The 26,166-nt window shown below is 65.4% G+C and carries 21 protein-coding genes; 15 read left to right on the top strand and 6 right to left on the bottom strand.

The annotated features are described in order from the left end of the window. The first annotated feature begins 26 nt into the window (after window positions 1-26). Entirely contained in the window at window positions 27-932 is a 906-nt protein-coding gene (locus CSC73_RS05960) for a recombination-associated protein RdgC (RefSeq protein ID WP_163839493.1), read from the top strand. A gap of 170 nt (window positions 933-1,102) precedes the next feature. After that, window positions 1,103-1,903 carry a M48 family metallopeptidase gene (locus CSC73_RS05955; RefSeq protein WP_163839492.1) on the top strand — a complete coding sequence of 267 codons (801 nt, stop codon included), beginning with the start codon at window positions 1,103-1,105 and terminating at the stop codon, window positions 1,901-1,903. Between the two features lie 63 nt (window positions 1,904-1,966). Here the strand turns inward: CSC73_RS05955 and CSC73_RS05950 are convergent, their stop codons facing one another. Both CSC73_RS05950 and hemH read right to left on the bottom strand, forming a co-directional pair. Continuing rightward, window positions 1,967-2,815: an alpha/beta fold hydrolase gene (locus CSC73_RS05950; protein WP_163839491.1), complete on the bottom strand. Its 849-nt coding sequence runs from the start codon at window positions 2,813-2,815 to the stop codon at window positions 1,967-1,969. Continuing rightward, the gene (gene hemH / locus CSC73_RS05945) at window positions 2,812-3,780 is read right to left on the bottom strand and encodes a ferrochelatase (protein WP_163839490.1); all 969 of its coding nucleotides are present in this window, start codon (window positions 3,778-3,780) and stop codon (window positions 2,812-2,814) included. Before hemH ends, CSC73_RS05950 begins: the two co-directional genes overlap by 4 nt. Before the next feature lie 304 nt (window positions 3,781-4,084). On the opposite strand from hemH, the gene CSC73_RS05940 reads away from it, so the two are divergent. The 4 genes from CSC73_RS05940 to tatC all read left to right on the top strand — a co-directional run bounded on the left by CSC73_RS05940 (window position 4,085) and on the right by tatC (window position 6,469). After that, complete coding sequence (locus CSC73_RS05940) at window positions 4,085-4,981, top strand: lipid-binding SYLF domain-containing protein (RefSeq protein ID WP_163839489.1); 897 nt, start codon at window positions 4,085-4,087, stop codon at window positions 4,979-4,981. An 81-nt stretch (window positions 4,982-5,062) separates the two neighbouring features. Continuing rightward, window positions 5,063-5,299, top strand: coding sequence for a Sec-independent protein translocase subunit TatA (tatA, locus tag CSC73_RS05935; RefSeq protein ID WP_093289156.1), 237 nt, complete (start codon window positions 5,063-5,065; stop codon window positions 5,297-5,299). A 35-nt stretch (window positions 5,300-5,334) separates the two neighbouring features. Continuing rightward, the gene (gene tatB / locus CSC73_RS05930) at window positions 5,335-5,739 is read left to right on the top strand and encodes a Sec-independent protein translocase protein TatB (RefSeq protein WP_163839488.1); all 405 of its coding nucleotides are present in this window, start codon (window positions 5,335-5,337) and stop codon (window positions 5,737-5,739) included. Beyond that, on the top strand, window positions 5,720-6,469 hold the full coding sequence (gene tatC, locus CSC73_RS05925) for a twin-arginine translocase subunit TatC (protein ID WP_163839487.1): 750 nt from the start codon (window positions 5,720-5,722) through the stop codon (window positions 6,467-6,469). The genes tatB and tatC overlap by 20 nt, the downstream gene beginning before the upstream one ends. A 152-nt stretch (window positions 6,470-6,621) precedes the next feature. Here the strand turns inward: tatC and CSC73_RS05920 are convergent, their stop codons facing one another. Both CSC73_RS05920 and CSC73_RS05915 read right to left on the bottom strand, forming a co-directional pair. After that, window positions 6,622-7,500 carry a BPSS1780 family membrane protein gene (locus CSC73_RS05920; RefSeq protein ID WP_163839486.1) on the bottom strand — a complete coding sequence of 293 codons (879 nt, stop codon included), beginning with the start codon at window positions 7,498-7,500 and terminating at the stop codon, window positions 6,622-6,624. A gap of 51 nt (window positions 7,501-7,551) precedes the next feature. After that, window positions 7,552-8,289 (bottom strand): glutamine amidotransferase, encoded by a 738-nt coding sequence (locus CSC73_RS05915; protein WP_163839485.1) that lies wholly within the window; start codon window positions 8,287-8,289, stop codon window positions 7,552-7,554. 73 nt (window positions 8,290-8,362) lie between these two features. Between CSC73_RS05915 and glyQ the strand changes: the two genes are divergently transcribed. From glyQ to CSC73_RS05875, 8 genes are all read left to right on the top strand, one after another. Beyond that, window positions 8,363-9,265 carry a glycine--tRNA ligase subunit alpha gene (glyQ, locus tag CSC73_RS05910; protein WP_163839484.1) on the top strand — a complete coding sequence of 301 codons (903 nt, stop codon included), beginning with the start codon at window positions 8,363-8,365 and terminating at the stop codon, window positions 9,263-9,265. Beyond that, entirely contained in the window at window positions 9,262-9,504 is a 243-nt protein-coding gene (locus CSC73_RS05905; RefSeq protein ID WP_163839367.1) for a hypothetical protein, read from the top strand. Before glyQ ends, CSC73_RS05905 begins: the two co-directional genes overlap by 4 nt. Then, window positions 9,501-10,142, top strand: coding sequence for a glutathione S-transferase family protein (locus CSC73_RS05900; protein WP_163839483.1), 642 nt, complete (start codon window positions 9,501-9,503; stop codon window positions 10,140-10,142). The genes CSC73_RS05905 and CSC73_RS05900 overlap by 4 nt, the downstream gene beginning before the upstream one ends. Continuing rightward, complete coding sequence (locus CSC73_RS05895) at window positions 10,139-10,501, top strand: cupin domain-containing protein (RefSeq protein ID WP_163839482.1); 363 nt, start codon at window positions 10,139-10,141, stop codon at window positions 10,499-10,501. The genes CSC73_RS05900 and CSC73_RS05895 overlap by 4 nt, the downstream gene beginning before the upstream one ends. Window positions 10,502-10,638: 137 nt before the next feature. Next, on the top strand, window positions 10,639-12,852 hold the full coding sequence (gene glyS, locus CSC73_RS05890; RefSeq protein ID WP_163839481.1) for a glycine--tRNA ligase subunit beta: 2,214 nt from the start codon (window positions 10,639-10,641) through the stop codon (window positions 12,850-12,852). A gap of 500 nt (window positions 12,853-13,352) precedes the next feature. Next, window positions 13,353-15,137 (top strand): autotransporter assembly complex protein TamA, encoded by a 1,785-nt coding sequence (locus CSC73_RS05885; protein ID WP_163839480.1) that lies wholly within the window; start codon window positions 13,353-13,355, stop codon window positions 15,135-15,137. A gap of 17 nt (window positions 15,138-15,154) precedes the next feature. Then, complete coding sequence (locus CSC73_RS05880; RefSeq protein WP_163839526.1) at window positions 15,155-18,961, top strand: translocation/assembly module TamB domain-containing protein; 3,807 nt, start codon at window positions 15,155-15,157, stop codon at window positions 18,959-18,961. A 15-nt stretch (window positions 18,962-18,976) separates the two neighbouring features. After that, on the top strand, window positions 18,977-20,080 hold the full coding sequence (locus CSC73_RS05875) for a winged helix DNA-binding domain-containing protein (RefSeq protein WP_163839479.1): 1,104 nt from the start codon (window positions 18,977-18,979) through the stop codon (window positions 20,078-20,080). Between the two features lie 120 nt (window positions 20,081-20,200). On the opposite strand, the gene CSC73_RS05870 is transcribed toward CSC73_RS05875, so the two are convergent. Then, window positions 20,201-21,463 (bottom strand): sialidase family protein, encoded by a 1,263-nt coding sequence (locus CSC73_RS05870; RefSeq protein ID WP_163839478.1) that lies wholly within the window; start codon window positions 21,461-21,463, stop codon window positions 20,201-20,203. 261 nt (window positions 21,464-21,724) lie between these two features. Here CSC73_RS05870 and CSC73_RS05865 point away from each other — a divergent pair, with 261 nt between their 5' ends. Further along, complete coding sequence (locus CSC73_RS05865; RefSeq protein ID WP_163839477.1) at window positions 21,725-24,076, top strand: Tex family protein; 2,352 nt, start codon at window positions 21,725-21,727, stop codon at window positions 24,074-24,076. Window positions 24,077-24,188: 112 nt separating this feature from the next. Here the strand turns inward: CSC73_RS05865 and mnmG are convergent, their stop codons facing one another. Beyond that, window positions 24,189-26,078, bottom strand: a complete 1,890-nt coding sequence (mnmG, locus tag CSC73_RS05860; protein ID WP_163839476.1) for a tRNA uridine-5-carboxymethylaminomethyl(34) synthesis enzyme MnmG — start codon at window positions 26,076-26,078, stop codon at window positions 24,189-24,191. Window positions 26,079-26,166 lie beyond the last annotated feature (88 nt).

Here is a 26,166-nt window from a genome sequence, read left to right as displayed (position 1 = left end):
GCTGATTTCTTCTTACCGGATACCTGATGTTCTTTCGCAACCTGACCCTGTTCCGCTTCCCCACCACTCTCGATTTCTCCCAACTCGACAGCCTGCTCGCCGAAGTCCCGCTCAAACCCGTTGGAGCCCTTGAACTCTCTTCCCGCGGTTTCGTCTCGCCGTTCGGCCGCGATTCGGAAGAGCTCTCGCACCGCATCGGCAATTCCATCTGGCTGACCGTGGGCGGCGAAGACCGGCTGCTGCCCGCCGCCGTGGTCAACGACCTGCTGGGCAAGAAGCTGGCCGAGATCGAGCAGAAGGAAGGCCGCAAACCCGGCGGACGCACCCGCAAGCGCATCAAGGAAGACCTGGTGCACGAGCTGCTTCCGCGCGCCTTCGTACGGCCCTCGCGCACCGACGCGCTGCTGGACCTGGAGCATGGCTTCGTGGCCGTGGACAGTTCCTCGCGCAAGAGCGCCGAGAACGTGGTCTCGGAGATCCGTCATGCGATGGGCAGCTTCCCCGCACTGCCGTTGAATGCGGAAGTGGCGCCGCGCTCCATCCTGACCGGCTGGATCGCCGGCGAACCGCTGCCCGAAGGCCTGGCCCTGGGCGAAGAATGCGAGATGAAGGACGCGATGGACGGCGGCGCGGTGGTCAAGTGCCAGAACCAGGACCTGCAGAGCGACGAGATAGCCAAGCACCTGGAAGCGGGCAAACAAGTCACCAAGCTGGCCCTGACTCTGGACGACCATCTGTCCTTCGTGCTCGGCGAGGACCTGATCATCCGCAAGCTCAAGTTCCTGGACGGCGCGGTGGACCAGTTGGAGAACACCGAACGCGAGGACCTGCGCGCCGAACTGGATGCGCGTTTCGCGCTGATGAGCGGCGAAGTGAGGCGCCTGTTCGCGGTGCTGGAGTCGGCCTTGAAATTGAGCAAGGCCGAGGCCTGAAGCGCGACGGCCCCTGCCGCAGCTTTGTAGATCCGGGTTCGCCTGATGCTTTGTAGATCCGAGCTCGCTCGGATGCTTTTAGCGAAGATCAAGAGCAGCCGAGCAAGCTCGGCTCTACAAGAACACGGCTCGCTGCTTGACTGACAGGGAAATTCCCACATGCTTCTCCCATGCCCGGCATGCTCCACCGCCTGATAGCCCCCAAACCCCGCACGGTCGAACGCGACGAAGTTTCGCTGACCTTGCCCGCGGGCGATGCCGTCCTGGTCCAGCGCGTGCGCGATCCGCGCGCCAAGCGCATCAAGCTGAGCGTGGACGAGCGCGGCGCGCGGCTGACGCTGCCTGCGCGCGCGAGCCTGGTGTCCGGCGAACGCTTCCTGCAAGAACACCGCCACTGGTTGTCGGCGCAGCTGGAGAAGTACTCCAGCAACGACGCAGCGCCCGCGCTGGTACGCGGCATTACCGACCGCCTGCCCCTGCGTGGAGAACAGGTGCCGTTGCATTGGCGCGAAGGACGCTACACGCGGCTCACGCGCGAGCCCGACGGCCTGCATTTCCATGCTCCTGCCAAGGACGCCTCCGCCAGGACCGGCGACGACGCCTTGCGGCGCACGCTGCGCGAGTTCTACGAAGCAGAGGCGCGGACCGACATGGGCCGCTGGCTGCCGAAATACCTGCCCGGTCTGCCACGTGCGCCGGCCCGCCTGCGCCTGAAGGTCATGTCCTCGCAATGGGGCTCGCTGAGTCCGGACGGTTCGCTGGCGATGGATCTGTCGCTGGTGCTGGGGCGGCCTTCGGCGTTCGAATACGTGCTGGTGCACGAACTCTGCCACTTGATCCACGCCGATCATTCGCCCAGGTTCTGGCATGAAGTGGAATCCCGCTTCCCGGCCTGGCGCGACGAACGCGAATACTTCCATGCCCAAGGCCGTCAGCTGAAAGCGAGCCTGCGCGCGCTGGTTTCCACGTAGGTCGGGGCTACGCCCCCGACGCACGGAAACCCTGTCTGCGCGCGTCGGGGGCGTAGCCCCGACCTACGGGCCGAAGAATCCGCCGATGGCACGTGCCACTTCCATCGGCGCTTCCATGTGCAGATGGTGTATCCCCGGCAACACGACCAACTCGCCGTGCGGCAACAATGCGGCACGGTCGCTGCGCAAGGGTTCGGGCAGGTAGGTCTGGGGCGGATCGGCGAAAATCACCCGTACCGGGCATTCGATGCCGGCGATCAATTGCCGCACCTGCGCTTCGGTCATGCGCTGCAACGCGGGCAGGGTGAGGCGCGGATCGCTGCTCCAGACGAAACCGCCTTCCACCGGCGCCACGCCGCGTTCCACCAGCAATCGCGCACTCGCTTCGCTCAGCTGGTTGGCCTGCATGCGCGCACGCACCGGCGCGGCCAGGTCGGGGAAGACGCGCAGCTTCTTCGACGGCAGCGCGCGCGCCGCGGCCACGCCGTCGCGCAAGCGCTGCACGGTACGCTCGGGCGCTTCGGCCAGCGCTCCCAACGCTTCGATGGCGACCAGTCGCTCGATCCGCTGCGGCAGCGACGCGGCCAGAATGCTGCCGATACCCGCGCCCATGGAATGCCCCAACAGCGCGAAGCGTTCCCAGCCCAGGCTGTCGGCCACATCCAGAACCGCGTTCATCGTCGCCAGCAGGTTGTAGTCCGCGCCGGGCGGCAGATGCGCGCTGCGGCCATGGCCCGGCAGATCCAGCATCACCAGGTCCAGCTGCGGAAGTTGCGTGGCCAAAGGCAGGAAACTGGCGGCGTTGTCGAGCCAGCCATGCAAGGCCAGCACTTTGGTTCCGTTCGGGGTACCGCTGCGCAGGCCGGTAATGCACCCCAGCGGAACGTCGAATGCGATCTCCCGCGCGGTCATCCGTTCACCGCGCGCCGCGCCAGCTCCACCAGGGCATCGGCATGCGCGGCCGAGTCGTTGAGGCAAGGGATGTAGCGAAGCTCGCCGCCCTTTTCGGCGAAACCTTCGGCGTACTGCATCGCCACTTCTTCCAGCGTTTCCAGGCAATCGACCGCGAAGCCAGGGCAGACCACGTCGACCCGGCGCACGCCGCGCGCGGCCATTTCCTCCAAAGTCCTGTCGGTGGCCGGCGACAACCAGCGCTCCTTGCCGAAGCGCGACTGGTAGGTCAGCGTCCACTCGGCTGGCGACAGCCCCAGCGCAGCGGCGATCGCCTGCACGCTGGCGGCGCAGCGCTGCGGATAGGGATCGCCCAGGTCGGCGATGCGTTGCGGCAGGCCGTGGAAGGAAAACAGCAGATGCTCGCCACGACCGTGCTGTTGCCGCCAGCGGGCGATGGAGTCGGCCACCGCGGCGACCCAATGCGGATCGGACGAGTAGTCGTCGATGAACGCGACCGGCATGCCTGCCGCTTCCCGCTTCACCACGTCTTCTATCGAAGCGGTGGTGGTGCTGGAGTACTGCGGGTACAGCGGCAGCACCACGATTTTTCCGAATCCCTGCGCGCGCAGGTCGGGCAGCAGGCCCTTCAGCGCGGGCTTGCCGTAGCGCATCGCTGCTGCGACATGCCACTCCGGAAGCCGCGCCTGCATCGCCGCGGCCAGGCGCTGCGTGTGAACGGCCAACGGCGAGCCTTCCGGCAGCCAGATCTTGGCGTACTTGGCCGCCGCTTTCGGGCCACGCAGGGGCAGGATCACGAAGTGCAGCAAGGGGCACCAGATCCAGCGGGTCAGCTGGACCACGCGAGGGTCGTGGAGGAATTCGGCCAGATATCGCCGCACCGCCTTGGCGGTGGGTGCGTCCGGAGTGCCTAGATTGGCGACCACCAGGGCGATCCTGGATGGGCTTTCGGGGGTTTCGGGCATCGGCACATGATGACAGATGGGTTTGCGGGAGCCATGGGCGCGTGCCGTAGGGCGGGCACTGCCCGCCATGAATCGCACGCGAACGGCGGCGGGCAATGCCCGCCCTACTTCAAGCCGAGCTTGCCCGGCTGCTCTTTGCGCAGAAGCAAAAGCAGCCGAGCAAGCTCGGCTCTACAAAAGCAAAAAACTCATCGACGATTCACGCTGCCGCGTCTAGGCTCGGTGTTCCAGGCTGCACTATCAAGGCTTTAGCGCGCGTTCCTGTTGCGCCACATCGCCAATGAATCCATTTCGGGAGTCAACCATGTCCGTCCTTCGCCCCCTCCGAGGATCGCGTCTTCCGCGTCTGGCCCTGCTGCTGGCAATCGGCGTATTCGCCGGTCAGGCGCTGGCCGGGACCGAAGAAGACAAGCGCGCCAACGATGCGGTGCGCGTGCTCAGCGAGATCCAGAAGATCCCCGAGCAAGGCATTCCCGACAAGTTGCTGGACGAAGGCCGCGCGGTGGTGGTGATTCCCGACACGCTCAAGGTCGGCCTGGTCATCGGCGGACGCCGCGGCCACGGCCTGATGTCGGTGAAAACCGCCGATGGCAGCTGGTCGCAGCCGGTGTTCGTCAAGCTCACCGGCGGCAGCATCGGCTTCCAGGCCGGCGTGCAGTCTTCCGACGTGGTGCTGGTGTTCCGCAACGACCGCAACCTGGAAAACATCGTCAACGGCAAGATCACCCTGGGCGCCGATGCCGGCGTGGCCGCCGGCCCGGTCGGCCGCAACGCCTCGGCGTCCACCGACGGCCAGCTGAAGGCGGAAATCTGGTCGTGGTCGCGCGCGCGCGGACTGTTCGCCGGTGTGGCCCTGGACGGCGCGGTGCTGCAGATCGACGACGACGCCAACGTGGCGGTGTACGGCAGCGCCGCCACCCCGCGCGCTATCTTCGAAAGCCGCGCCGGCATTCCTTCCGACGCCGTGGTCGGTTTCCGCGACCAGCTGGAGGAAGCCACCGCCATCGCCCGCGCCGCGCGCCGCGACGAGCCCTCCGAGCCGGCGGCCCCGATGGCCGCGCCGGTCACCGTCACCGGCTCGTCGGCTTCCCAGCCGGAAGTCTCCCAGCCGCAGCCCGCCACCACCGAAGCCCAAACGCAGGGTTTCCAGCCCGTGGCCGAGGGCGAGATCCGCAGCGAACCGCTGCCGACCACGCCATGACGCGATTGCGGGCCGGCTTGGCAGTCCCCGGCCCGCAAGCTGCGTTATCCTGATGTCCCTCATTTTTTCGGCGAGCGCACCATGGGCGGTTTGAGCATCTGGCATTGGATCATCGTGCTGGTGGTGGTGTTGCTGGTTTTCGGCACCAAGCGCCTGCGCAACGCCGGGCAGGACCTGGGCGAAGCGGTCAAGGGTTTCAAGAAGGGCATGAAGGACGAGGACAAGCCCAACGGCCAGTTGGGCGACGAATCCCGCGACGAGGGCACGCGGTCCAAAGACGCCAGCGAGTCGAAGGAACGCGACCGCGACGCGCGCTGATTCCGCGGACGCAGGCCTATAGGCTTAACCCGGTCATGTTCGGCATCAGCGGCGGCGAGCTGTTCTTCATCGCCATCATCGCCTTGATCGTGCTCGGCCCCGAGCGGCTGCCGAAGGTCGCGCGCATGGCCGGCATGTGGGTGCGCCGCGCGCGCAACCAATGGGATTCGGTGAAGGACGAATTGGAACGCGAACTGGCCGCCGAGGAACTCAAGCGCAGCCTGCACGACGCGAAATCGGCCTTGCAGGATACCGAGCAGCGGATCCGCGACAGCGGCGCCGAAGCGCGGCGCGAGTTCGAGCAGATGCGGGCTTCGGTGCGGGAACCGGACGCTTCGGCCGATGCATCCGCGCCAACTTCCGATGAGGCTGCTTCCGATGAGCCGGCATCCCCGTCGAAACCGCAGGAAGGGCAGGGCGATGAACCGCGCAACGCCTGAATCCGATTCCGAATCCAGCCTGCTCAGCCATCTGATCGAGCTGCGCACGCGGCTGATGCGCGGGCTGGCCGGGGTCTTCGTGGTGCTGCTGGGCTTGCTTCCCTTCACCAGCAAGCTCTACAACTGGATCGCCGAACCGCTGATCGCGCGCCTGCCGGCGGGTCAGTCGATGATCGCCACCGATCCGGCCGGCGGTTTCATCGCGCCGGTGAAGCTGGCGTTCTTCGTGGCGTTGTTCGTCGCCGCGCCCTGGCTGCTGTACCAGGCGTGGGCGTTCGTGGCGCCGGGCCTGTACCAGCGCGAGAAACGCTTGGCCGTTCCCTTGTTGGGCTCGGCGGTGGTCCTGTTCTATGCGGGCTGCGCCTTCGCCTACTTCCTGGTGCTGCCGTCGCTGTTCAAGTTCGTCATCAACTTCACGCCGGAGGTCATTTCGGTCACCCCCGACGCCAGCGCGTATCTGGATTTCGTGCTGGTGATCTTCCTGGCCTTCGGCGCCAGCTTCGAGCTGCCGGTGGCGCTGGTGATCCTGGTGCTGCTGGGTTGGGTGACGCCGGAGCAATTGAAGGAAGCGCGCGGCTACGCGCTGGTCGGCATCTTCGTGCTGGCGGCGGTCATCACTCCGCCGGATGTCGTATCGCAATTGCTGCTGGCCATCCCGATGTACCTGCTGTACGAAACCGGGATCATCGCCTCGAAATGGATCACCCCGCGCGAAGCGAAGGAATCGTAGGTCGGGGCTACGCCCCCGACGCGCCTGATGGACCTAGCGCCCGAGTCCGTACAGCGTCGGCCAGATGATCCTGTAGGAGCGGGCCCTGCCCGCGACGCTTTTCGTCAGGCAAATCAAGCAAGAGCATCGCGGGCAGGGCCCGCTCCTACAGATCAGGCTTCCAGATGCGCTTGCGCAGCCGATGTCGTGGATTCCGCGCCGCCGCCCAGCATCTGCCGCCAGGCGTAGAACACGGCTCCGGCCATCAGCGGCATCACCACCGCCATCAGCAGCAGATTGGAAACCCACATTCCAACGGTCGGCCCGGCCACCAACTGCACCACCATGGCCAACATCTGGATACCGATGCTGAGTGCGAACAGCGCGATGAACAACAGCACGTAGAACACCAGCATCGCCAGCAGATTCTGCACGCAGGCGCGGAAACTGTTGCGCATTGCGGTTATTCCGCCGTTGCCGCCGAACACGATGTCCGGCACCGCCACGAAGGTGAGCAGGCTCATCAGGATGACCGCCGCGAACAGCATCAGCATCCACAGGAACAGCCTGCCGACCGGCAGCGCCTGCACCAGCGCCGGATCAGGCTGGCCGCCGGTCTGCGCCGTTTCCTGCAATTTGGCCACGACCTCGGCCAAGTGCTGCAGCTCGGCGGGACCGATCATCACCACCAGCAGAACGCCCAGCACCAACGCCGCAGCCAGTTGCGGCAACAGCGTCGCCAACAGGCTGGGCGCGTAGTCGCTGCGCAAGGAATGGAACAGGTGCGAGGGCTGCGCTGCGCGGCCTTCATCGACTTCGCGCACGGCCCACAGCATGCCTGCGAACAACAGCGGCCCCAGCAATGCCAGTACGAGCTGCATGAACAATCCGAAGGTCACGTTCAACACCATAGCCTGCACCGCCAACGTCGACAGCAGGCCCCAGATAACGCCCAGCAACCCCAGCGACAGCGGCGCCTTGCGGATCAGCGCGAACGCGCCCAGCAGCCATTCCGCACCGGCACTGGCCGGCACTTTGTTGATATTCGACATCCAGGGTTTTTCCGATGGCCTTGTGGGGGGATTTGTGCGGTCGTGGTGGGCTCAGCGTGCGTGCAAACCGCGCGCGTGCTTGACGAAGCGCCGCAATAGTTTGCGCGCCTGCGGCGCTGCCGTCACGTCGCGGGCGATGGTGGTGGGGCAGCGGCCGGCTTTCTTCAACTCTTCGCCGCGGAATGCCACGTAGCCGCGCATGTGGTGGGTGGCGAATTCGGGATGGAACTGCACGCCCCAGGCCCGGTCGCGCCAGCGGAAGGCATGGCAATCGTCCTGCTCGGAACGGGCCAGCACCGTGGCTTCTTCCGGCGGGCGCAACACCGTTTGCACATGGGTGGCATGCGCAGGAAAGGTGAGCGGCAGGCCCGAGAACAGCGGATCGTCCTGGGCCGGCGGATGCAGATCGATGCGCACCGTGCCCGATTCGCGCCCGGCCGGGTTGTCGGCCACCTCGCCGCCCAGCGCATGCGCCAGCAACTGGTGTCCGTAGCAGATGCCCAGCAGCGACATGCCGTCGTGGGCCGCATCGCGCAGCCAGTCGGCGCTGCGCTCGCTCCAGTCGGCACGGTCGGTGACCATGGCCGCCGAACCGGTGACGATGACGCCGGCGAAACCTTCGCGCCGCGGCAAGATGCCGCCCTGTTCCACATTCACCACCACCGCCTCGCTGGCTTCCAGGCCGGCGGCCACGCGGATCCAGTGCGGGAAGCGGCCGTAGCGGCGCAGCCGGGTGGCGGGCTGTCCGGTTTCGACGATCAGAAATGGAGCTTTGTGCGTGGTGTTCACGGGCAAAAACAAGGCCGGTCAGGAGCTTGCGCGCTTATACTAGCCCGCTTTTCCGCAGTGCAATAAAAAGGCCATGACAGGACCCACGTTCCAGGGCTTGATCCAGACCCTCAACAGCTACTGGGCGGCCCAGGGCTGCGTGCTGATCCAGCCGCTGGACATCGAGGTCGGCGCCGGCACCTTCCACCCCGCCACCTTCCTGCGCGCCCTGGGCCCGGAGCCGTGGAGCGCCGCCTACGTGCAGCCCTGCCGCCGCCCCACCGACGGCCGCTACGGCGAAAACCCCAACCGCCTGCAGCATTACTACCAGTACCAGGTGGCGATGAAGCCCAACCCCGACAACATCCAGGAGCTGTACCTGGACTCGTTGAAGGCGCTGGGCATCGACCCGCGCGTGCACGACCTGCGCTTCGTCGAGGACAACTGGGAATCGCCCACCCTGGGCGCCTGGGGCCTGGGCTGGGAAGTCTGGTTGAACGGCATGGAAGTCACCCAGTTCACCTATTTCCAGCAGGCCGGCGGCCTGGAATGCCGGCCGGTGCTGGGCGAAATCACCTACGGGCTGGAACGCCTGTGCATGTACCTGCAGAACGTGGACAACGTCTACGACCTGGTCTGGACCGAAGGCCCGCAGGGCGTGGTCACTTACGGCGACGTCTACCACCAGAACGAAGTCGAGCAGAGCACCTACAACTTCGAAGTGGCCGACGTGGCCGAGCTGTTCCACCGTTTCGACGCCTGCGAGGCCGAGTCGCAGAAGCTGGTGGAAGCCGGTCTGCCGCTGCCCGCCTACGAACAGGTGTGCAAGGCCAGCCACTGCTTCAACCTGCTCGATGCGCGCCGCGCGATCTCCGTCACCGAACGCCAGCGCTACATCCTGCGCGTGCGCAAGCTGGCGCAGGCGGTGGCCGAGGCCTACTACGCGCAGCGCGAGAAGCTGGGCTTCCCGGGCCTCAAGACAAAGGACGCTGCGTGACCGCAACGTCTTCCGCCGCTACCACGGCATCGGTCGCGTTCCTGTTCGCGATCTTCGTGGCGCATTGGGCCCAGAACACGGGCCGCAATACACTGCTTTGGTTCCTGTTCGGCTTCGTGCTGCCACCCGTCGCCGGACTGGTACTGCTATGGAAGAACAGCAAGCAGAATCAGATTCCGCCCAGACTTGAGGATCCCGGCCGGGCCGATCTGATTGCCACGCGCAAGGACGTCCTATGATCCTCATCGGCATGTTCGATTCGCCCTACGTGCGGCGCGTCGCCATCGCCATGACTTTGCTCGGGCTGGAGTTCGAGCACCGCAACTGGTCGGTGGGCAAGGACTTCGACCGCATCCGCGACTACAGCCCGATCGGCCGCGTGCCCGCGCTGGTGCTGGATTCGGGCGAAGTGCTGGCCGAATCGGCGTTGATCCTGGATTACCTGGACAGCCTGGCCGGCCCGCAACGCGCATTGCTGCCCACCGAAGGCGGCGCGCGGCGCCAGTCGCTGCGTCTGATCGGCCTGGCCACCGGTGCGGTCGACAAGGGCATCACCATGGTGATGGAGCGCGTGTTCCGCCCTGAAGAAAAACGCCATGCGCCGTGGACCGACCGTTGCCGCGCGCAAGCGGAAGGCGCGCTGGCCGAGCTGGAAAAGCACTGCGCCCAACGCAACGGACAATGGCTGGTGGGCGACGCGATGACGCTGGCCGACATCACCCTGGGCTGCAACGGGACCTACCTGCGCGAAGCGGTGCCGCTGGATCTTTCCCCCTACCCTCACGTCGAAGCCCACGTGGACCGTTGCGAGGCGCTGCCGGTGTTCGAGCGCTTCCACGTTCCCTTCGATGCGCCCACTCCCGCTCCGCCGCCATGAAGGAACGCCTGACGCCCCATCATGCATTGGCTGCACTGGCCCGCAGCGAAGACAAGCTGCCGTTCGTGGAATTGTTTCGGCACGGCACACTGTCGGTGGAGATCTACCAGCCGGTGGGCCAGGACCTGCAGACGCCGCATACGCGCGACGAGGTCTACGTGGTGGTGTCGGGCGTGGGCGAGTTCATCAACGGCGGCCAGCGCAGACCATTCGAACCTGGCGAACTGCTGTTCGTACCGGCCGGCGTCGAGCACCGTTTCGAGAATTTCAGCGACGACTTCACCACCTGGGTGATCTTCTACGGCCCCGAAGGCGGCGAATCCAGAGCCCCTCTCCCTGCGGGAGAGGGGTTGGGGTGAGGGTACGGCGGAGTCCATGTCTTACAAGCATCTGGACTTCGCCGTACCCTCATCCGCCCTACGGGCACCCCGTATCAAGTACGGGGCAGGCTCTTCTCCCGATGGAAGAAGGGAACCACTACTAAGGTTTTTTTGAGATGGCCGAAATGAAACCCCTACTGATCGAACTAGGCACCGAAGAACTCCCGGTCAAGGCGCTGCCTGGACTGGCGCAGGCATTCTTCGACGGCGTGATCGAAGCGCTGCAGAAGCGCGGCATCGACTTCGACCGTACCGACGCCAAGCCGCTGTACACGCCGCGCCGCCTGGCCGTGTTACTGCCTGCGGTTTCGGTGGAGCAGCCGGAACAGAGCTCGGAAGTGCTGGGCCCGTACCTCAACATCGCACTCGATGCCGAAGGCCAGCCGACCAAGGCCCTGCAGGGTTTCGCGGCCAAGGCCGGCATCGACTGGTCGCAGCTGGAACGCACCACCGACGGCAAGGGCGAGCGTTTCGTGCATCGCTCCAACAAGCCGGGTGCGAAGACCGCCGACCTGCTGGCCGACATCGTGCGCGAGTCGCTGGCGGCCATGCCCATTCCCAAGCCGATGCGCTGGGGCGACCACGACTATGCGTTCGCGCGGCCGGTGCACTGGCTGGTGATGCTGTTGGGCAAGGACGTGGTGGATGCCGAAGTGCTGGGCGTGCGCAGCGACCGCATGAGCCGCGGCCATCGTTTCGAACACGATAAGCCGGTGTGGATCAACCAGCCGGGCGACTACGTGGATGCGCTGCGCGGCGCGCATGTGCTGGTGGACGCGGACGAGCGCCGCACGCGCATCGCCCAACAGGTGCGGGAAGCGGCTGCCAAGGCCGGCGGCGATGCGCGCATCACCGAGGACAACCTGGAGCAGGTGAACTGTCTGGTGGAATGGCCGTCGGCGGTGCTGTGCGGTTTCGAATCGGAGTTCCTTGCGGTGCCGCAGGAAGCGTTGATCGCGACGATGGAGGCCAACCAGAAGTTCTTCCCGGTGCTGGACCACGGCGGCAAGCTGACCGAACGCTTCATCGGCATCGCCAATATCGAATCGCAGGATGTGCGCGAGGTCAGCAAGGGCTATGAGCGGGTGATACGTCCACGCTTCTCTGATGCGAAGTTCTTTTTCGATGAGGATTTGAAGCAGGGATTGGTGGCGATGGGCGACGGGCTGAAGACCGTGACCTATCAGGCCAAGCTGGGTTCGGTCGCGGACAAGGTGGCGCGCGTGGCTGCGTTGGCCGAGACGATTGCGAAGGAAGTCGGCGCCGATCCGGCGCTGGCGCGCCGCGCGGCGGAGCTGTCGAAGAACGATTTGCAGTCGCGCATGGTCAACGAGTTTCCTGAACTGCAGGGAATCGCGGGCCGCCACTATGCGGCAGCGGCAGATGAGCCCAGAGCAATCGCACTGGCCATTGACGAGTCTTACCAGCCGCGCTTTGCTGGTGACGACATTGCATTGTCGCCAGCGGGCAAGGTGTTGGCGATTGCAGAACGACTGAGCACGCTTGCGGGTGGTTTTGCGGCTGGTTTGAGGCCTACCGGCAACAAGGATCCGTTTGCATTGCGGCGCAACGGTCTGGGCTTAGCCCGAACCATTATCGAAAGCGGGTATGAATTACATCTTCCCAGTAACGTCGGATATGCGCTTGAACAGGTTCGTGAAGCCGCCCGAGCTCAGCGAATCGAAGAGTTGAATGCAGAACGTGAAAAAGAAAAGCGCGGCACCTTAGTTGGACTGCCAAATATCCTGGCTGACATCACCCGTGCGGTTGAAGAGATTAATACTGAGGATGGATTGAGAAGTTATCTTTCCAAGCTTGGCAATGAACTTTACGACTTCATCCTCGACCGTTTGCGTGGCTACTACTCCGACAAAGATGTTCCAATTCAGCACTTCAATGCCATTGCCGAGCTCCGCCCGCAGTCCCTTTACGACTTCGACACCCGACTGGACGCTATCGGCCAGTTCGCTACGCTGCCGGAGGCCGAAGCCCTAGCTGCCGCCAACAAGCGCATCAACAACATCCTGAAGAAAGCCGACATCGAAATCCCGCACGCCATAGACCGCAGCCTGCTCAACGACCCGGCCGAAAGCGCGCTGGCCGAAGCGGTGGAAGCGGCCCTGGGCGACACCGACGAAGCTTTGCACCACCACGACTACATCCGCGTGCTCAGCCGTTTGGCGCTGCTGCGTCCGCAGGTGGATGCGTTCTTCGATGGCGTGATGGTGAATGTTGACGACCCCACAGTGCGCGCCAACCGCCTGGCTCTGCTAAAGCGCTTGGCCGACCGTTTTCGCGCTGTTGCTGCAATCGAGCATCTATCCAGCTAACTACGTCCTTTTGCCTTGCGCTACGAGAACGAGAAAGAGAGCAATAACCCGCAGATGCCATTGCAAAGGCAGAAGCGATCCGCGAACACGGCCGCTGAATTCACAATCTGCGACGATGCCTCTTCGCCTGCCCTCTCCCGCCGCGCAAGCGCGTCGACCTCTCCCACGAGGGGAGAGGTGGTAATTGTGGCCTGCTCGATATTATTCGTTGATTCCCCCTTCTCCCCTTGTGGGAGAAGGTGCCCGTAGGGCGGACGCTGCGAAGCAAGCACCCTTGGGGTGTGAGGGGAGCGAGCATAGCGAGTGCTGTTGGCTCTGCGCGAAGATCAAAATGGATCCCAGCTTGACCAGCTTCGCTGTTGAGAGCCGCTGGGATGACGATCCTTGGGTCCTGAGCATTCCGCGACTCACACAACTCGTCCCTCGCGGCCCGCACAAATGTGCCATCCGCCTCACCCTCGGTTAACCCGATTGCGCGCCCGCCCGGTATCCTGTGCCGCATGCGCTCATCCCCCCTGCTCGCCGCCGCCGTTCTGTTCACCGTCGTCGGCCAGGCGCAGGCAGCTTCCACCATCGACAAGGTCGAAGTCCGCGGCCTGAACCCGGACAACGAAACCGAAGCGTTGATGATCGAAAACATCAACGTGGCCCTGTCGCTGAACGACATCATCGGCCGCCGCCAGGGCGAATCGCGGCTGGAATACCTGATGACCGAAGCCAAGGCCGAAGCGCGCGAGGCGCTGGAGCCTTTCGGCTACTACTCGCCCGAGATCAGCGTGGACGCCGCACGCCCGGGCGGCGAGGACGAGCACATCACCGTGGTCGTCACCGTCGACAAAGGCGAACCGGTGCGCGTGCGGCACTCGGACCTGAGCATCGAAGGCGCCGGCGGCAGCGACCGCTACCTCAAGGAAGACCTGGCCGCGTTCCGCCCGCAGGTCGGCGACATCTTCGACCACACCACCTACGAAACCAGCAAGACCCAGATCGTGCGCCGGCTGGCCGACCGCGGCTACTTCGATGCGGACTTCATCCACCGCCGGGTGGAAGTGACGCGCGCCGAACGCGCCGCCGATATCGACCTGACCTGGGCCAGCGGCATCCGCTACGACATGGGGCCCACCACCTTCCACCAGACCAAATTCCGCCCCGGCCTGCTGGACAAGCTGGTGTACTGGGAAGAAGGCAGCTACTTCCACCAGGGCAAACTGGACCGCCTGCGCGAATCGCTGGTGGGGCTGGATTACTTCGGCAACATCGACATCCAGGCCAAGCCCGAGAACGCCGTGGACGGCCGCGTGCCGATCGACGTCAACCTCACCCTGGCCAAGCGCGACGTCTACACCACGGGCGTGAGCTACGGCACCGAGAGCGGTCCCGGCGTGCGCTTCGGGCTGGAGCGGCGTTACGTGAATTCGCGCGGCCATAAATTGTCCACGCAGCTGGACTACGCGCAGAAGCGCAAGAACTTCATCACCCAGTACCGCATCCCGGCGTTCAAATGGCTGGACGGCTGGTACGCGGTGGCCCTGCAGGCCTACGACGAGCAGACCGACTACATCGATACGCGCCGCCTGGAACTGGTGGGCAGCCGCAGCGGCGAACTCAACGACCGCTGGACCCTGCTCGCTTCGGTGCACGCGCTGCGCGAACGCTGGAGCTACGGCGAAACGGTGCCGGGCGTGACCCCGGACTACCAGTATTCCACGCTGACCTATCCTGAAATCAGCGGGCAATACGCAAGCGTGGACAACCGCACCTTCCCGCGCAAAGGCATCAGCGGCAGCATCGCCTTGCGCGGCGGCGTGGAAGGCGTCGGCTCCGACGCCAGTTTCGTGCAACTGCATTCCGTCGCGCGCTGGTATCGCGGCATGGGCGAGAACAACCGCCTGCTGGTGCGCGGCGAATTCGGCACCACCTACACCAATGCGCTGGTGGCCATGCCGCCCAGTCTGCGCTTCTATGCCGGCGGCGACCGCAGCGTGCGCGGCTACGCCTATCGCGAAGTCGGCCCGCGCCTGCCCAACGACTACGCGCTGGGCGCCAAGCACATCGTCACCGGCAGCGTCGAATACGAGCACTACCTGCCGGGCAGCGCCTGGGGCGGCGCGGTGTTCGTCGATACCGGCAGCGCCTTCGACGACACGCCCGACCTGAAGACCGGTGTTGGCGTCGGCCTGCGCTGGCGGTCGCCGGTGGGGCCGGTCCGCGTGGATATCGCGCATGGCCTGAACGATCCTGATTCCAGCTTCCAGCTCTATCTCAACATCGGAGCGGACCTTTGAACCATCGCCCTGACGACATGAGTCCGCAGGAGCGCGATGCCCGCATCGCCGAACTGCGCGCGCGCCGCCGTGCGCGCATGCGTACGCTGGCTCTGCGCAGCACGCTCGTTTCGCTGGCCCTGGCGCTGTTGCTGATAGTGGCGCTGTACTGGCTGTTGCAAACCGTTGCTGGGCGCGATGTGCTGTTGAACCAGATCATTACGCGTCTGCCGGCCGGTTCTTCGTTCACCTGGAAAAAAGCGGAAGGGCCTCTGGCCGGTCCGCTGACGTTGTATGGGGTGGATTTCCGCTACGAAAAGATCCATTTCACCGCCGAACGCGTATACCTGGACCCGGATCTGCGCCCGCTGCTGGGCAAGCGCCTGCGCCTGGATGCCCTGCAGGTGACCAGCGCGACGCTGGAGATCCCCAAGAGCGACGAGCCGTTCGAACTGCCGACCTGGCCCGAACTGCTGCCGCAGATCGAGATGCCGATCGCGATCCAGGCGGACGCCATGGCGATCGATGGCTTGCGCATTACCCAAAACACGCAGCCGCTGATCGACATCCGGCGCGCGCACGGCGGCATCGATATCGGCGACGGCTACTTCAAAGCGGAAAGGCTGGCGATCGACAGCGATCGCGGACGCATCGGCATCCATGGCAGCTACGAACCACGCGACGGCTACGCCACCGACGTGGTGGCCACGGCGGTGTTCCCGGCATCGCTGGGCCGCACGCCCGCAAGGCTTGGGCTGGTGGCGCGCGGCAACCGCAAGAGCATGGACATGGGCCTGGCCGGCAACGCGCCGGCACCGGTGCGGGTGACGCTTGGCGTGCGCGGCGAAGACAACCCCACCTGGAGCTTCAGCGGCAAGACCGAGTCGCTGGATCTGGCGCTGCTGGGAATGGTCGAAGACAGCATGCCGCTGGCCTTCGACCTGGAAGCGAAAGGCGCCGGCGGCGCCGCCGCCCTGCAGGGCCGCATCGCGCAAGGCGATTTCGTCGCCGTGATCGAACCTTCGAAGATCCGCATCGCCGATGAAGTGCTGACCGTGGAACCGCTGGCGGTGCGCGCCTTCGACGGACTGACCACGCTGCGCGGGCGCGCCGATTTCAAGGATCCGGAAAATCCGGTGTTCAAATTCTCGGCCAATGCGCGCGGCCTGCGCTGGGGCCAGGATGCGCAGACGCAAATCGGCGCCGACGCCGATCTGGGCATCGCCGGCCAAATGAAGGCATGGGCGGCGATCGGCAAGGCCACGCTGGTGCGGGAGAAACAAAAGGCCACGGTCGATTTCGACGGCCGTGGCGACGGCGAACAGCTGGTGCTGAAAAAACTGCAGGCGAAGATGCCCACCGGCACGCTGGACGCTACCGGCACCGTGGGCTGGGAACCGGCGCTGCGCTGGGATCTGGGCGCGAAGCTGGCCGGTTTCGATCCGGGTTATTTCCTGGCCGATTGGAAAGGCAACGTGTCCGGAGATCTGGCCAGCAAAGGCCAGGCGCGAGAGACCGGCGGCTTCGATGCCACGCTGGACGTGCCCAAGCTGGGCGGCAGTCTGCGCGGACGCAAGCTGGACGGCCGCGGCAAGTTCGCGCTGCACGGCGACCAGGGCGAAGGCGAACTGGCGCTTTCTCTCGGCAACAGCCGCGTCAATGCCAAGGGCAAAGTCGGCGACCGTCTGGATGTCGATGCGAAACTGCAACCCCTGCACCTGGACGATCTGCTGCCGGACGCCAGCGGCAGCATCGCCGGCACGCTGAAGCTGACCGGCGCGCGCAACGCGCCCAACGTGGATGCCGATCTCACCGGCAGCGGTCTGAAGTGGAGCGGCTACAGCGCCGATGCGCTCAGTGTGCGCGGACGCCTGCCGTGGGCCGGTAGCGGTGGCGAACTGGCAGTGCGCGGTTCGGCGGTCGACGTCGGCATGGTTCTGGACAGCGTGCGCCTGGATGCGCATGGCGCAGTGGAGAACTTGCGTTTCGATGGCGGCGCCAACAATTCCATGGGCTCGGTGTCGCTGGCCGGCACCGCGTTGAAGCGCGGCGCCAATTGGCAAGGCAGCCTGGACGCTTTGCAGCTGACGCCCTCCAAGGGCAGCAGTTGGCGCCTGCAGCAAGCCGCGCGTTATGCGCAGAACGGTTCCGCGTTCACGCTTTCCCCCGCATGCCTGGCCGCCAGCGGCGGCGGCGCGCTGTGCGCGCAGGCCAACTGGCCGAAGCAAGGAATACAGGTGCATGCCGACGCCCTGCCGCTGACCCTGGTGCAGCCGTGGCTGCCGCCGAACAATGGCCGGCCGCTCACCCTGCGCGGCGAGATCAAGCTGAAAGGGTCGGTGAAACCGGCCGGCAACGCCTGGGTGGGCGAACTGCATCTGAGCTCGCTCGACGGCGGCCTGAAGCTGGGCAACAACGCGCGCGGCGAGATCGTGCGCTACGACAACTTCACCCTGGACGTCGATTTCAATCCGCAGACCATCAAGGGCCGGCTTGGCACCGGTTTCAAGGGCGACGGTTTCGTCGATGCGACAATCGCCACCGGCTGGGACGAATTCGCGCCGCTGAAAGGCGACATCTATTTCCACAACTCGCGCCTGTTCTGGATGGAGCTGTTCTCGCCCGACCTGGTGCGTCCCACCGGCAAGCTGCAGGGGCATGTCGGGCTGGCGGGTACGCGCGGCACGCCGGCGCTGAGCGGCGACGCCCATCTCACCGAGTTCAAGGGCGAGTTGCCTTCGCTGGGCATCACCCTGACCGACGGCATAGCCAATCTGGACGCGCAAGCCGACGGCAGCGCACGTATCGACGGCACGCTGAAATCGGTGTCCTCCACCGGCGGCACGGTCAACGGCGGCACCTTGAGCGTGGACGGCACCCTGGACTGGAAGGTGGAAGGCTCGCCGCTGCAGTTCAACATCCGCGGCAAGGATTTCCTGGTTTCCGACACCACCGAACTGCAGGCGGTCGCTTCGCCGGACCTGCAGGTGGGCTTCGCCAACAACACCATCCAGGTGCGCGGCAAGGTGGCGGTGCCTTCGGCCAGCATCGACGTGGAGAAACTCGACGACGGCGTTTCGGTATCCGAAGACGTGGTGGTGCTGGACCCGGCCGATCCCGAACGTACGCCCAGTTCGCGCCTGGATCTGGACATGGCCATCACCCTGGGCGATGCGGTGAAACTGAAAGGCTACGGACTGGACGGCACCCTGGCCGGCACCATGAACGTGCGCTCGCGCATCGGCCGCGAAATGGTCGCCACCGGGCGCCTGGATGTGGACGGGCGCTACACCGCCTACGGACAGAAATTGAACATCACCCGCGGCGAACTGGTGTGGAGCAACAACGCCGTCTCCGACCCGCGCATCAACATCCGCGCCGAGCGCGAAGTGGTCAGCGCCGGAGTCACCGCCGGCATCGACGTCACCGGCCGCGCGGGCAGCCCCAAGGCGACCATCTGGTCGAATCCGGCCATGGACGAATCGGCGGCGCTGGCCTATCTGGTGCTGGGACGTTCGTTGAATACCGCCAGCACCGACGAAACCCGGAAGATCAACGCCGCCTCCACCGCGCTCAGCGCCGGCGCCGGCCTGCTGGCCTCGCAGCTGGGCGCCAAGATCGGCCTGGACGATGCGGGCGTGCTGGAATCGCGCACGCTGGGCGGCTCGGTGTTCGGGGTGGGCAAGTACCTGTCGCCCAAACTCTACGTGAGCTATGGCGTGTCGATGGTGGGCGGCGGTTCGGCGATCACGCTGAAGTACCTGTTGCGCAAGGGCTTCGATGTGGAAATAGAATCGAGCACGGTGGAAACGCGCGGCTCGCTGAACTGGCGCAAGGAAAAGTAGGCAAGCGCGGGGATTATGGCGACGAAGGTTTCCCGGATCGCAAGGCTGCGTCTGCAAAGGCAACGTATCGTTGGCGGGAAATTCGAATCGCCCGCGCAAGTCGTTTCCTGGCTCGGCGCGATGCAGGCACAGGACTACGCAGCCGCGCTGTGGGCGATCGGCTTGCGTACGCGGGACGCGACCCTGGCGCAGGTGGAGCAGGCCATCGCCGAACGCCGCATCGTCCGCACCTGGCCGATGCGTGGCACGCTGCATTTCCTGGCCGCCGAAGACGTGCGCTGGATGTCGGCGTTGATGGCGCCGCGCGTCATCGCCAACAACAAGTCGCGACTGCAGCGCGAGTTCGACCTGGACGATGCCGTGCTGGCCCGCTGCAGGAAGGTGCTGGTGAAAGCTTTGCGTGACGGTCAGCGGCTGACGCGGAGCGATGCGTACGCGAAGCTCGAAGAGGCCGGCATCTCCACCGCCAAGCAGCGCGGCATCCACATCACCGGGCGTCTGGCCCAGGAAGGCCTGCTGTGCCTGGGTCCACGCGCGGACAAACAGCCGACCTTCGTGCTGCTGGACGAATGGATTCCCGACAGCCGCACGATGCCGCGCGAGCAGGCGCTGGCCGAACTGGCGCGCCGTTACTTCCACAGCCATGGGCCGGCCACGGTGCAGGATTTCGCATGGTGGTCGGGGCTGACGGTCAAGGATGTGCAACTGGCCATCGAACTGGCCGCAGCCGACCTGGCCCAGGAAGTCATCGACGGCCGGCTTTATCTGCATTCGGGCGAAGAGTCTGAATCGGAAGAGGATGTTGCCGGCGATCCGCACTTGCTGCCCTCGTTCGACGAATACCTGGTCGCCTACAAGGACCGCAGCGAGGCGGTGGAAGCGCGCTTCAGCCAACGGGTCATCGGCATCAACGGCCTGTTCAACGCCAGTCTGGTGATCGATGGCCGCATCGTGGGCACCTGGAAGCGAAACATCGACAAGGCCGGCCTGACCGTGGAGCTGAGTCCGTTCCGCGTCTTGCTCAGGAAAGAACAGAAATCGCTAGACGAGGCCGCGCGCCGCTACGGCGATTTCATCGGTTTGCCGGTGCAGTTGAAGCTGTTGGAAAAACAACATTGAAAAAGCCGTAGGGCGGGCATTGCCCGCCGGCTCTGTCTTCACGAAGCGGAAACGCGGCGGGCAATGCCCGCCCTACACCAAACCCTATCTCCGTTTGGTTTCTCGCTTCCGAGAACTTGCTCAGATCCCTTTCGCAGTCAGCCTCGCACCATGCAGCGCGGGTTTTCCGTCCACCACGTCGGTCCAGACCAGATACGCCGCCCCCTCGCGCGCGACCAGTTGTGCGAAGCCGGTAGCGCGGCCCCGGCCTTGCAGCTTGGCTACCTGGATACGCTGCAGCTCCTTGCCCAAGCCGGCGTCGTAACGCGCCAGCCAGATCGATTGCCCGTTGGCGTCTTCTCGCGACCAGCTCACCCACACCGCATCGCCATCGGCCGCTACGCCGACGCGGCCCTGCACTTCCAGTCCGCTGTCCAGATCGACAGGAGCGGAGAAACTGTCCCCGGCATCCTGCGAGCGGGCCACGCGCACCTTGGGCAGGTCGCCGGCGGCCGTGTACCACGCGACCCATGCCTGCGTACCCTTTGCCGTGATCGCTGGACCGTTGACCGGGCACGCCGGCATCTTCCAGCGGTCGTCGTGGACCTTGCGCGGCAAGGTCCACGCACCATCGTCGAAACGCGCCGTCACGATATCGCGGATCTCGCCTCCGTCGCGGTCGCGATAGACCAGCAGCAGCCCGCGCGCGGTCATCGCCGCATCGGTCTGGCAGCAGTCGCAGGTGCGGGAGTCGAGTTCGCTTTCCGAAGATTTTCCCAGGTCCGCGCCGATGTCGGCCACGCGCAAGGTCATCGCGCCCCCGTGCGCTTCATGGCCGCCATGCCCACCGCCCACAGTATTGCGGCCATCCAGCCAGGCGATGCCGATGGAGTCGCGCGATTGCGGCCAGAGGGAAACGAAGCCGTGTTCGGTCGGCGTCCCATCATCGTTGACCTTGATCGGCGCAGACCAGGTGTTTCCTCCATCTGCCGAACGCGACAGCACCACATCGTAGGCATAGGCCGCCTTCGCCGATTGGCGCAGCCAGTGCGCCCACAACGCGCCATCGGCGGTGGCCGCCAGGTGCGGGGTGTCGGCCCAGTTGACGAACCAGTCGTCGCCGCGCGCGATTTTCCGTGGCGGGCTCCATGCATCGCCGTCGAATGCCGCGGACATCAGCGTATGCGCGTTACCGTTTTCGGCTTCGATCCAGGACAGCAGCACGTGTCCGTCCGGGCCGACCACCAGATCGGGCTGTGCGGCCCTTCCGTGCACGGGCAATTCCCACTCCGACAGATCGTAGGAAACATGCGTGCCCACCGTCGGCGGCACCGGTACCGATTCGACAGGGTCGCCATCGCAGGCAGACAGGAGGAAAAGCAGGAATACGAAGTAGTGGCGCATGCATGAAGCATAACGCTTCATGCCGCCGCCTACTCTTCTACCGCACGACCGGAAAGCCCGTGGAAGCGGCATCCCGCCGCGAGCTCTTCAAGCAATCCGGCAGTCATGGAAAAAGCTCGGGCGGGACGCCGCTCCCACAATGCTCTCACACCGTGAATGTGCGATTGCGAAACCAGCAACCGCCTTCCTGTCAACGGGTTCCCCCCACGCGCCGCGACCGCCACAATCGGGGCCTGCCAATCACGAATTCGAACAAACGCAATGAAGGACACCCCAAAGCAACTCGCCCAGCACATCGCCCACACCATCGCCGCGGAGATCGGCGCCCAGACCGCGCAGGCCCTGGCTGCCATCGCGTTGCTGGACGAAGGCGCCAGCGTTCCCTTCATCGCCCGCTACCGCAAGGAAATCACCGGCGGGCTGGACGACACCCAGCTGCGCAACCTGGAAACGCGCCTGGCCTATCTGCGCGAACTGGAAGACCGCCGCGCCACCGTGCTGGCCAGCATCGAGGAACAAGGCAAGCTGACCGTCGAATTGCGCGCCGAGATCGAGGCCGCCGACAGCAAGGCGCGGCTGGAAGATCTGTACCTGCCGTACAAGCCCAAGCGCCGCACCCGCGCGCAGATCGCCCGTGAGGCCGGACTGGAACCGCTGGCTGACGGATTGCTGGCCGATCCCACTCAGTCGCCGGAGATCTTCGCCGCCGCTTTCGTGGATGCCGGCAAGGGCGTGGCCGACGCCAAGGCCGCGCTCGACGGCGCGCGCGCGATCCTGATGGAGCGCTGGGGCGAAGACCCTGCGCTGGTCGGCGAACTGCGCCACTGGCTGGGCGAAGTGGGTGTGATCCGCGCCCGCGTGGCCGAAGGCAAGGAAGAGGCCGGCGCCAAGTACCGCGATTACTTCGAACACAGCGAAGCGCTGGCGAAGATCCCTTCGCACCGTTTGCTGGCCTTGTTCCGCGCGCGCAAGGAAGAAATCCTGTATCTCGACCTGGATCCGGGCAAGGATGCGGAAGCCGGCCACCTGTACGGCGACGGCCGCGTGGCGCTGCATGCCGGCGTCAGCGACCAGGGCCGCGCCGCCGACCGCTGGCTGCTGGACAGTTGCCGGATGACCTGGCGTGCGAAGCTGCACCTGCATTTGCTGCTCGATCTCTTCAGCCAGGCGCGCGAGAAGGCGGAAGCCGAAGCCATCGCCATCTTCGGCGACAATTTGAAGGATCTGCTGCTGGCCGCTCCGGCTGGCGCACGCACGGTAATGGGTCTGGATCCGGGCATCCGCACCGGCGTGAAAGTGGCGGTGGTCGACCGCACCGGCAAACTGGTGGCGACCGATACGATCTACCCCCACGAGCCGCGCAAGCAGTGGGACCAGTCGCTGCATGCGTTGGGCAAGCTGTGCGTTCAGCACAACGTGGAGCTGATCGCCATCGGCAACGGCACCGCCTCGCGCGAGACCGACAAGCTGGCCGGCGAAGTGATCAACAAGCACCCGGAGTTGAAGCTGCAGAAGATCGTGGTCAGCGAAGCCGGCGCTTCGGTGTATTCGGCCTCGGAACTGGCGGCGAAGGAATTCCCGGAGCTGGACGTGAGCCTGCGCGGCGCGGTGTCGATCGCGCGCCGGCTGCAGGACCCGCTGGCCGAACTGGTGAAGATAGAACCCAAGGCGATAGGCGTGGGGCAGTACCAGCACGACGTGGATCCCTACCGCATGGCGCGCGCTCTGGATGCGCGCGTGGAGGACTGCGTGAACGCGGTCGGCGTGCACGTGAACACCGCCTCGGCCGCGCTGCTTTCGCGGGTGTCCGGATTGTCCGCCTCGGTGGCGGAGAACATCGTCCTGCATCGCGACCAGAACGGCCCGTTCAAGCGCCGCCGCGAATTGCTGAAGGTGCCGCGCCTGGGCGAGAAGACTTTCGAGCAATGCGCCGGCTTCCTGCGCATCGCCGACGGCGACGAGCCGCTGGATGCGTCCTCGGTGCATCCGGAGGCGTATCCGGTGGTCGAACGCATCGTGAAGGACAGCGGCCGTGCGGTGAAGCAGCTGATCGGCGACAGCGGCTACCTGCGCGGGTTGAAACCGGAATCCTTCACCGACGAGAAGTTCGGCGTGCCGACGGTGCGCGACATCCTCAAGGAACTGGAGAAGCCAGGCCGCGATCCGCGTCCCGAGTTCAAGGCCGCGCGTTTCGCCGAAGGCGTCGAGGAGATCAAACACCTCAAGGTCGGCATGATCCTGGAAGGCGTGGTCACCAATGTGGCTGCCTTCGGCGCCTTCGTCGATATCGGCGTGCACCAGGACGGCCTGGTCCACATCTCGGCGCTGTCCGACACCTACGTGAAGGACCCGCGCGATGTGGTCAAGGCCGGCGACATCGTCAAGGTGCGGGTGCTGGAGGTGGACATTCCGCGCAAGCGCATCGCGTTGACACGGCGGTTGGAGGACGTGCCGGTGGCCAAGCCGGCGCAGGACAGCCACCGGCGCGATGCGGATCCATCACGCGGCCGAACACCGAGCCGGCAAGGCAAACCTGCAACGCAGCCGACTAATTCGCAACCCGCGAATAATGCGTTGGCAGCAGCGTTTGCACGAGCAAAGAGCGGCGCCTGATCGAATCGGTAGGTGCGTAGGAGCGACGTAAGTCGCGACTAGGCGCGTTGTATTTTCGAGGCCGACCACCAAGACCCCGCTTTTTTCCGTCGCGACTTACGTCGCTCCTACGTCAGGCGACTCGGCTACGGCGCGCGCGCGTCAGATGCACCAGCAGCAACGAAATCGCCGCGGGCGTCATGCCGGGAATGCGCTGCGCCTGGCCGACGGTCTGCGGCTGCACGCGTTCCAGCTTCTGCAGCACCTCGAAGGACAGGCCGCGCACGCCGGCGTAATCGAAGCCCGACGGAATGGTCGTGTCCTCGTTGCGCTGCTGGCGCTCGATCTCTTCGCGCTGGCGGTCCAGGTAACCGGAATACTTCACGCCGATCTCCACCTGTTCGGCGACTTTGGCGTCTTCCACTCCGGGTCCGATCGAAGGCACCGACGCCAGCTTGGCGTAATCCAGTTCCGGGCGCTTGATCATGTCCAGCACGGTGGTCTCGCGGCTGACCGCGATACCCAGAACGGCTTCCACCTCGCGGCCCAGCGCATTGCCGGGCGACACCCAGACCGCACGCAGGCGCTCGGTTTCGCTGGCGATCGCATCGCGCTTGGCGGCGAACTTCGACCAGCGCGCATCGTCGACCAGCCCCATCGCCCGGCCGGTTTCGGTCAGGCGCAGATCCGCATTGTCTTCGCGCAGCTGCAGGCGGTATTCCGCGCGCGAAGTGAACATGCGGTACGGCTCCTTGGTGCCGTGGGTGATCAGATCGTCGATGAGGACGCCGATATAGGCTTCGTCGCGACGCGGCGACCACGCTTCTTTCTGCTGCACCTGCCGCGCGGCGTTGAGGCCGGCGATCAATCCCTGCGCTGCGGCTTCCTCGTAACCGGTGGTGCCGTTGATCTGTCCGGCGAAGAACAGGCCGGCTACCGCCTTGGTTTCCAGCGAGGATTTCAATCCGCGCGGATCGAAGAAATCGTATTCGATGGCGTAACCCGGCCGGGTGATGTGCGCCTGTTCCATGCCGCGGATGCTGCGCACCAGCTCCAACTGCACGTCGAACGGCAGCGAGGTGGAAATGCCGTTGGGATAGATTTCGGCGACGTCGAGCCCTTCCGGTTCGACGAAGATCTGATGCGAGGCTTTTTCGGCGAAGCGCACCACTTTGTCTTCGATGGACGGGCAGTAGCGCGGGCCGATGCCTTCGATCTGGCCGCTGTACAGCGGCGAGCGATGCAGCGCGTTGCGGATGATTTCGTGCGTGCGCTCGCTGGTGTGGGTGATCCAGCACGAGACCTGGCGCGGATGCTGCGAGGCGTCGCCGACGAAGGACATCACCGGCAGCGGATCGTCGCCGGGCTGTTCCTCCATCACCGAATAGTCCAGCGAACGTCCATCGATGCGCGGCGGCGTGCCGGTCTTCAGACGATCGACCACGAACAAACCTTCGCGCAGTTTGTGCGCCAGCGCAGTGGCGGGCGGATCGCCGGCGCGGCCGGCGGCGTACTGGGTTTCGCCAACATGGATCTTGCCGGCCAGGAAGGTGCCCGCAGTCAGCACCACGCAGGGCGCATCGAAACGCAGGCCGGTCTGGGTGATGGCGCCGCGCACGGTATTGTTTTCGATCACCAGATCGTCGACGGCAGCCTGGAAGATCGTCAAGTTGGGCTGTGCCTCGACGATGCGGCGGATGGCGCTGCGATACAGCGAACGGTCGGCCTGGCAGCGCGTGGCGCGTACCGCCGGACCTTTGGATGCGTTGAGCGTGCGCCATTGGATGCCGGCCAGGTCGGCCGCGTGCGCCATGACCCCGCCCAGCGCGTCGATTTCCTTGACCAGGTGGCCCTTGCCGATGCCGCCGATGGCCGGGTTGCAGCTCATCGCGCCCACGGTTTCCACGTTGTGGGTGAGCAGCAGCGTGCGCGCACCGGCGCGCGCGGAGGCCAGCGCCGCTTCGGTACCGGCGTGGCCGCCGCCTATGACGATGACGTCGTAGTGGTGGAAAGAGGCGTTCATGGCGATCAGTTTCGCATTGCAGGAGAGGAGGAGCTAACCGGGGCATGCAGAAAAGTTGGCACGGTTTCTGCGATATCCCCATTGCACC

Origin of the sequence: Pseudoxanthomonas sacheonensis (genome assembly GCF_010093305.1) — a bacterium.
Lineage (GTDB): Bacteria > Pseudomonadota > Gammaproteobacteria > Xanthomonadales > Xanthomonadaceae > Pseudoxanthomonas_A > Pseudoxanthomonas_A sacheonensis.
The sequence above is the reverse complement of the archived record's forward strand: the minus strand, read 5'-3'. Positions and strand labels throughout refer to the sequence as shown.

What these genes read in the sequence shown, in the direction of transcription:
- CSC73_RS05960 (WP_163839493.1), top strand. Translation starts at nt 27, where the DNA reads ATGTTCTTTCGCAACCTGACCCTGTTCCGCTTCCCCACCACTCTCGAT.
- CSC73_RS05955 (WP_163839492.1), top strand. Translation starts at nt 1,103, where the DNA reads ATGCCCGGCATGCTCCACCGCCTGATAGCCCCCAAACCCCGCACGGTC.
- CSC73_RS05950 (WP_163839491.1), bottom strand. Translation starts at nt 2,815, where the DNA reads ATGACCGCGCGGGAGATCGCATTCGACGTTCCGCTGGGGTGCATTACC.
- hemH (WP_163839490.1), bottom strand. Translation starts at nt 3,780, where the DNA reads ATGCCCGAAACCCCCGAAAGCCCATCCAGGATCGCCCTGGTGGTCGCC.
- CSC73_RS05940 (WP_163839489.1), top strand. Translation starts at nt 4,085, where the DNA reads ATGTCCGTCCTTCGCCCCCTCCGAGGATCGCGTCTTCCGCGTCTGGCC.
- tatA (WP_093289156.1), top strand. Translation starts at nt 5,063, where the DNA reads ATGGGCGGTTTGAGCATCTGGCATTGGATCATCGTGCTGGTGGTGGTG.
- tatB (WP_163839488.1), top strand. Translation starts at nt 5,335, where the DNA reads ATGTTCGGCATCAGCGGCGGCGAGCTGTTCTTCATCGCCATCATCGCC.
- tatC (WP_163839487.1), top strand. Translation starts at nt 5,720, where the DNA reads ATGAACCGCGCAACGCCTGAATCCGATTCCGAATCCAGCCTGCTCAGC.
- CSC73_RS05920 (WP_163839486.1), bottom strand. Translation starts at nt 7,500, where the DNA reads ATGTCGAATATCAACAAAGTGCCGGCCAGTGCCGGTGCGGAATGGCTG.
- glyQ (WP_163839484.1), top strand. Translation starts at nt 8,363, where the DNA reads ATGACAGGACCCACGTTCCAGGGCTTGATCCAGACCCTCAACAGCTAC.
- CSC73_RS05900 (WP_163839483.1), top strand. Translation starts at nt 9,501, where the DNA reads ATGATCCTCATCGGCATGTTCGATTCGCCCTACGTGCGGCGCGTCGCC.
- CSC73_RS05895 (WP_163839482.1), top strand. Translation starts at nt 10,139, where the DNA reads ATGAAGGAACGCCTGACGCCCCATCATGCATTGGCTGCACTGGCCCGC.
- glyS (WP_163839481.1), top strand. Translation starts at nt 10,639, where the DNA reads ATGGCCGAAATGAAACCCCTACTGATCGAACTAGGCACCGAAGAACTC.
- CSC73_RS05885 (WP_163839480.1), top strand. Translation starts at nt 13,353, where the DNA reads ATGCGCTCATCCCCCCTGCTCGCCGCCGCCGTTCTGTTCACCGTCGTC.
- CSC73_RS05880 (WP_163839526.1), top strand. Translation starts at nt 15,155, where the DNA reads ATGAGTCCGCAGGAGCGCGATGCCCGCATCGCCGAACTGCGCGCGCGC.
- CSC73_RS05875 (WP_163839479.1), top strand. Translation starts at nt 18,977, where the DNA reads ATGGCGACGAAGGTTTCCCGGATCGCAAGGCTGCGTCTGCAAAGGCAA.
- CSC73_RS05870 (WP_163839478.1), bottom strand. Translation starts at nt 21,463, where the DNA reads ATGCGCCACTACTTCGTATTCCTGCTTTTCCTCCTGTCTGCCTGCGAT.
- CSC73_RS05865 (WP_163839477.1), top strand. Translation starts at nt 21,725, where the DNA reads ATGAAGGACACCCCAAAGCAACTCGCCCAGCACATCGCCCACACCATC.
- mnmG (WP_163839476.1), bottom strand. Translation starts at nt 26,078, where the DNA reads ATGAACGCCTCTTTCCACCACTACGACGTCATCGTCATAGGCGGCGGC.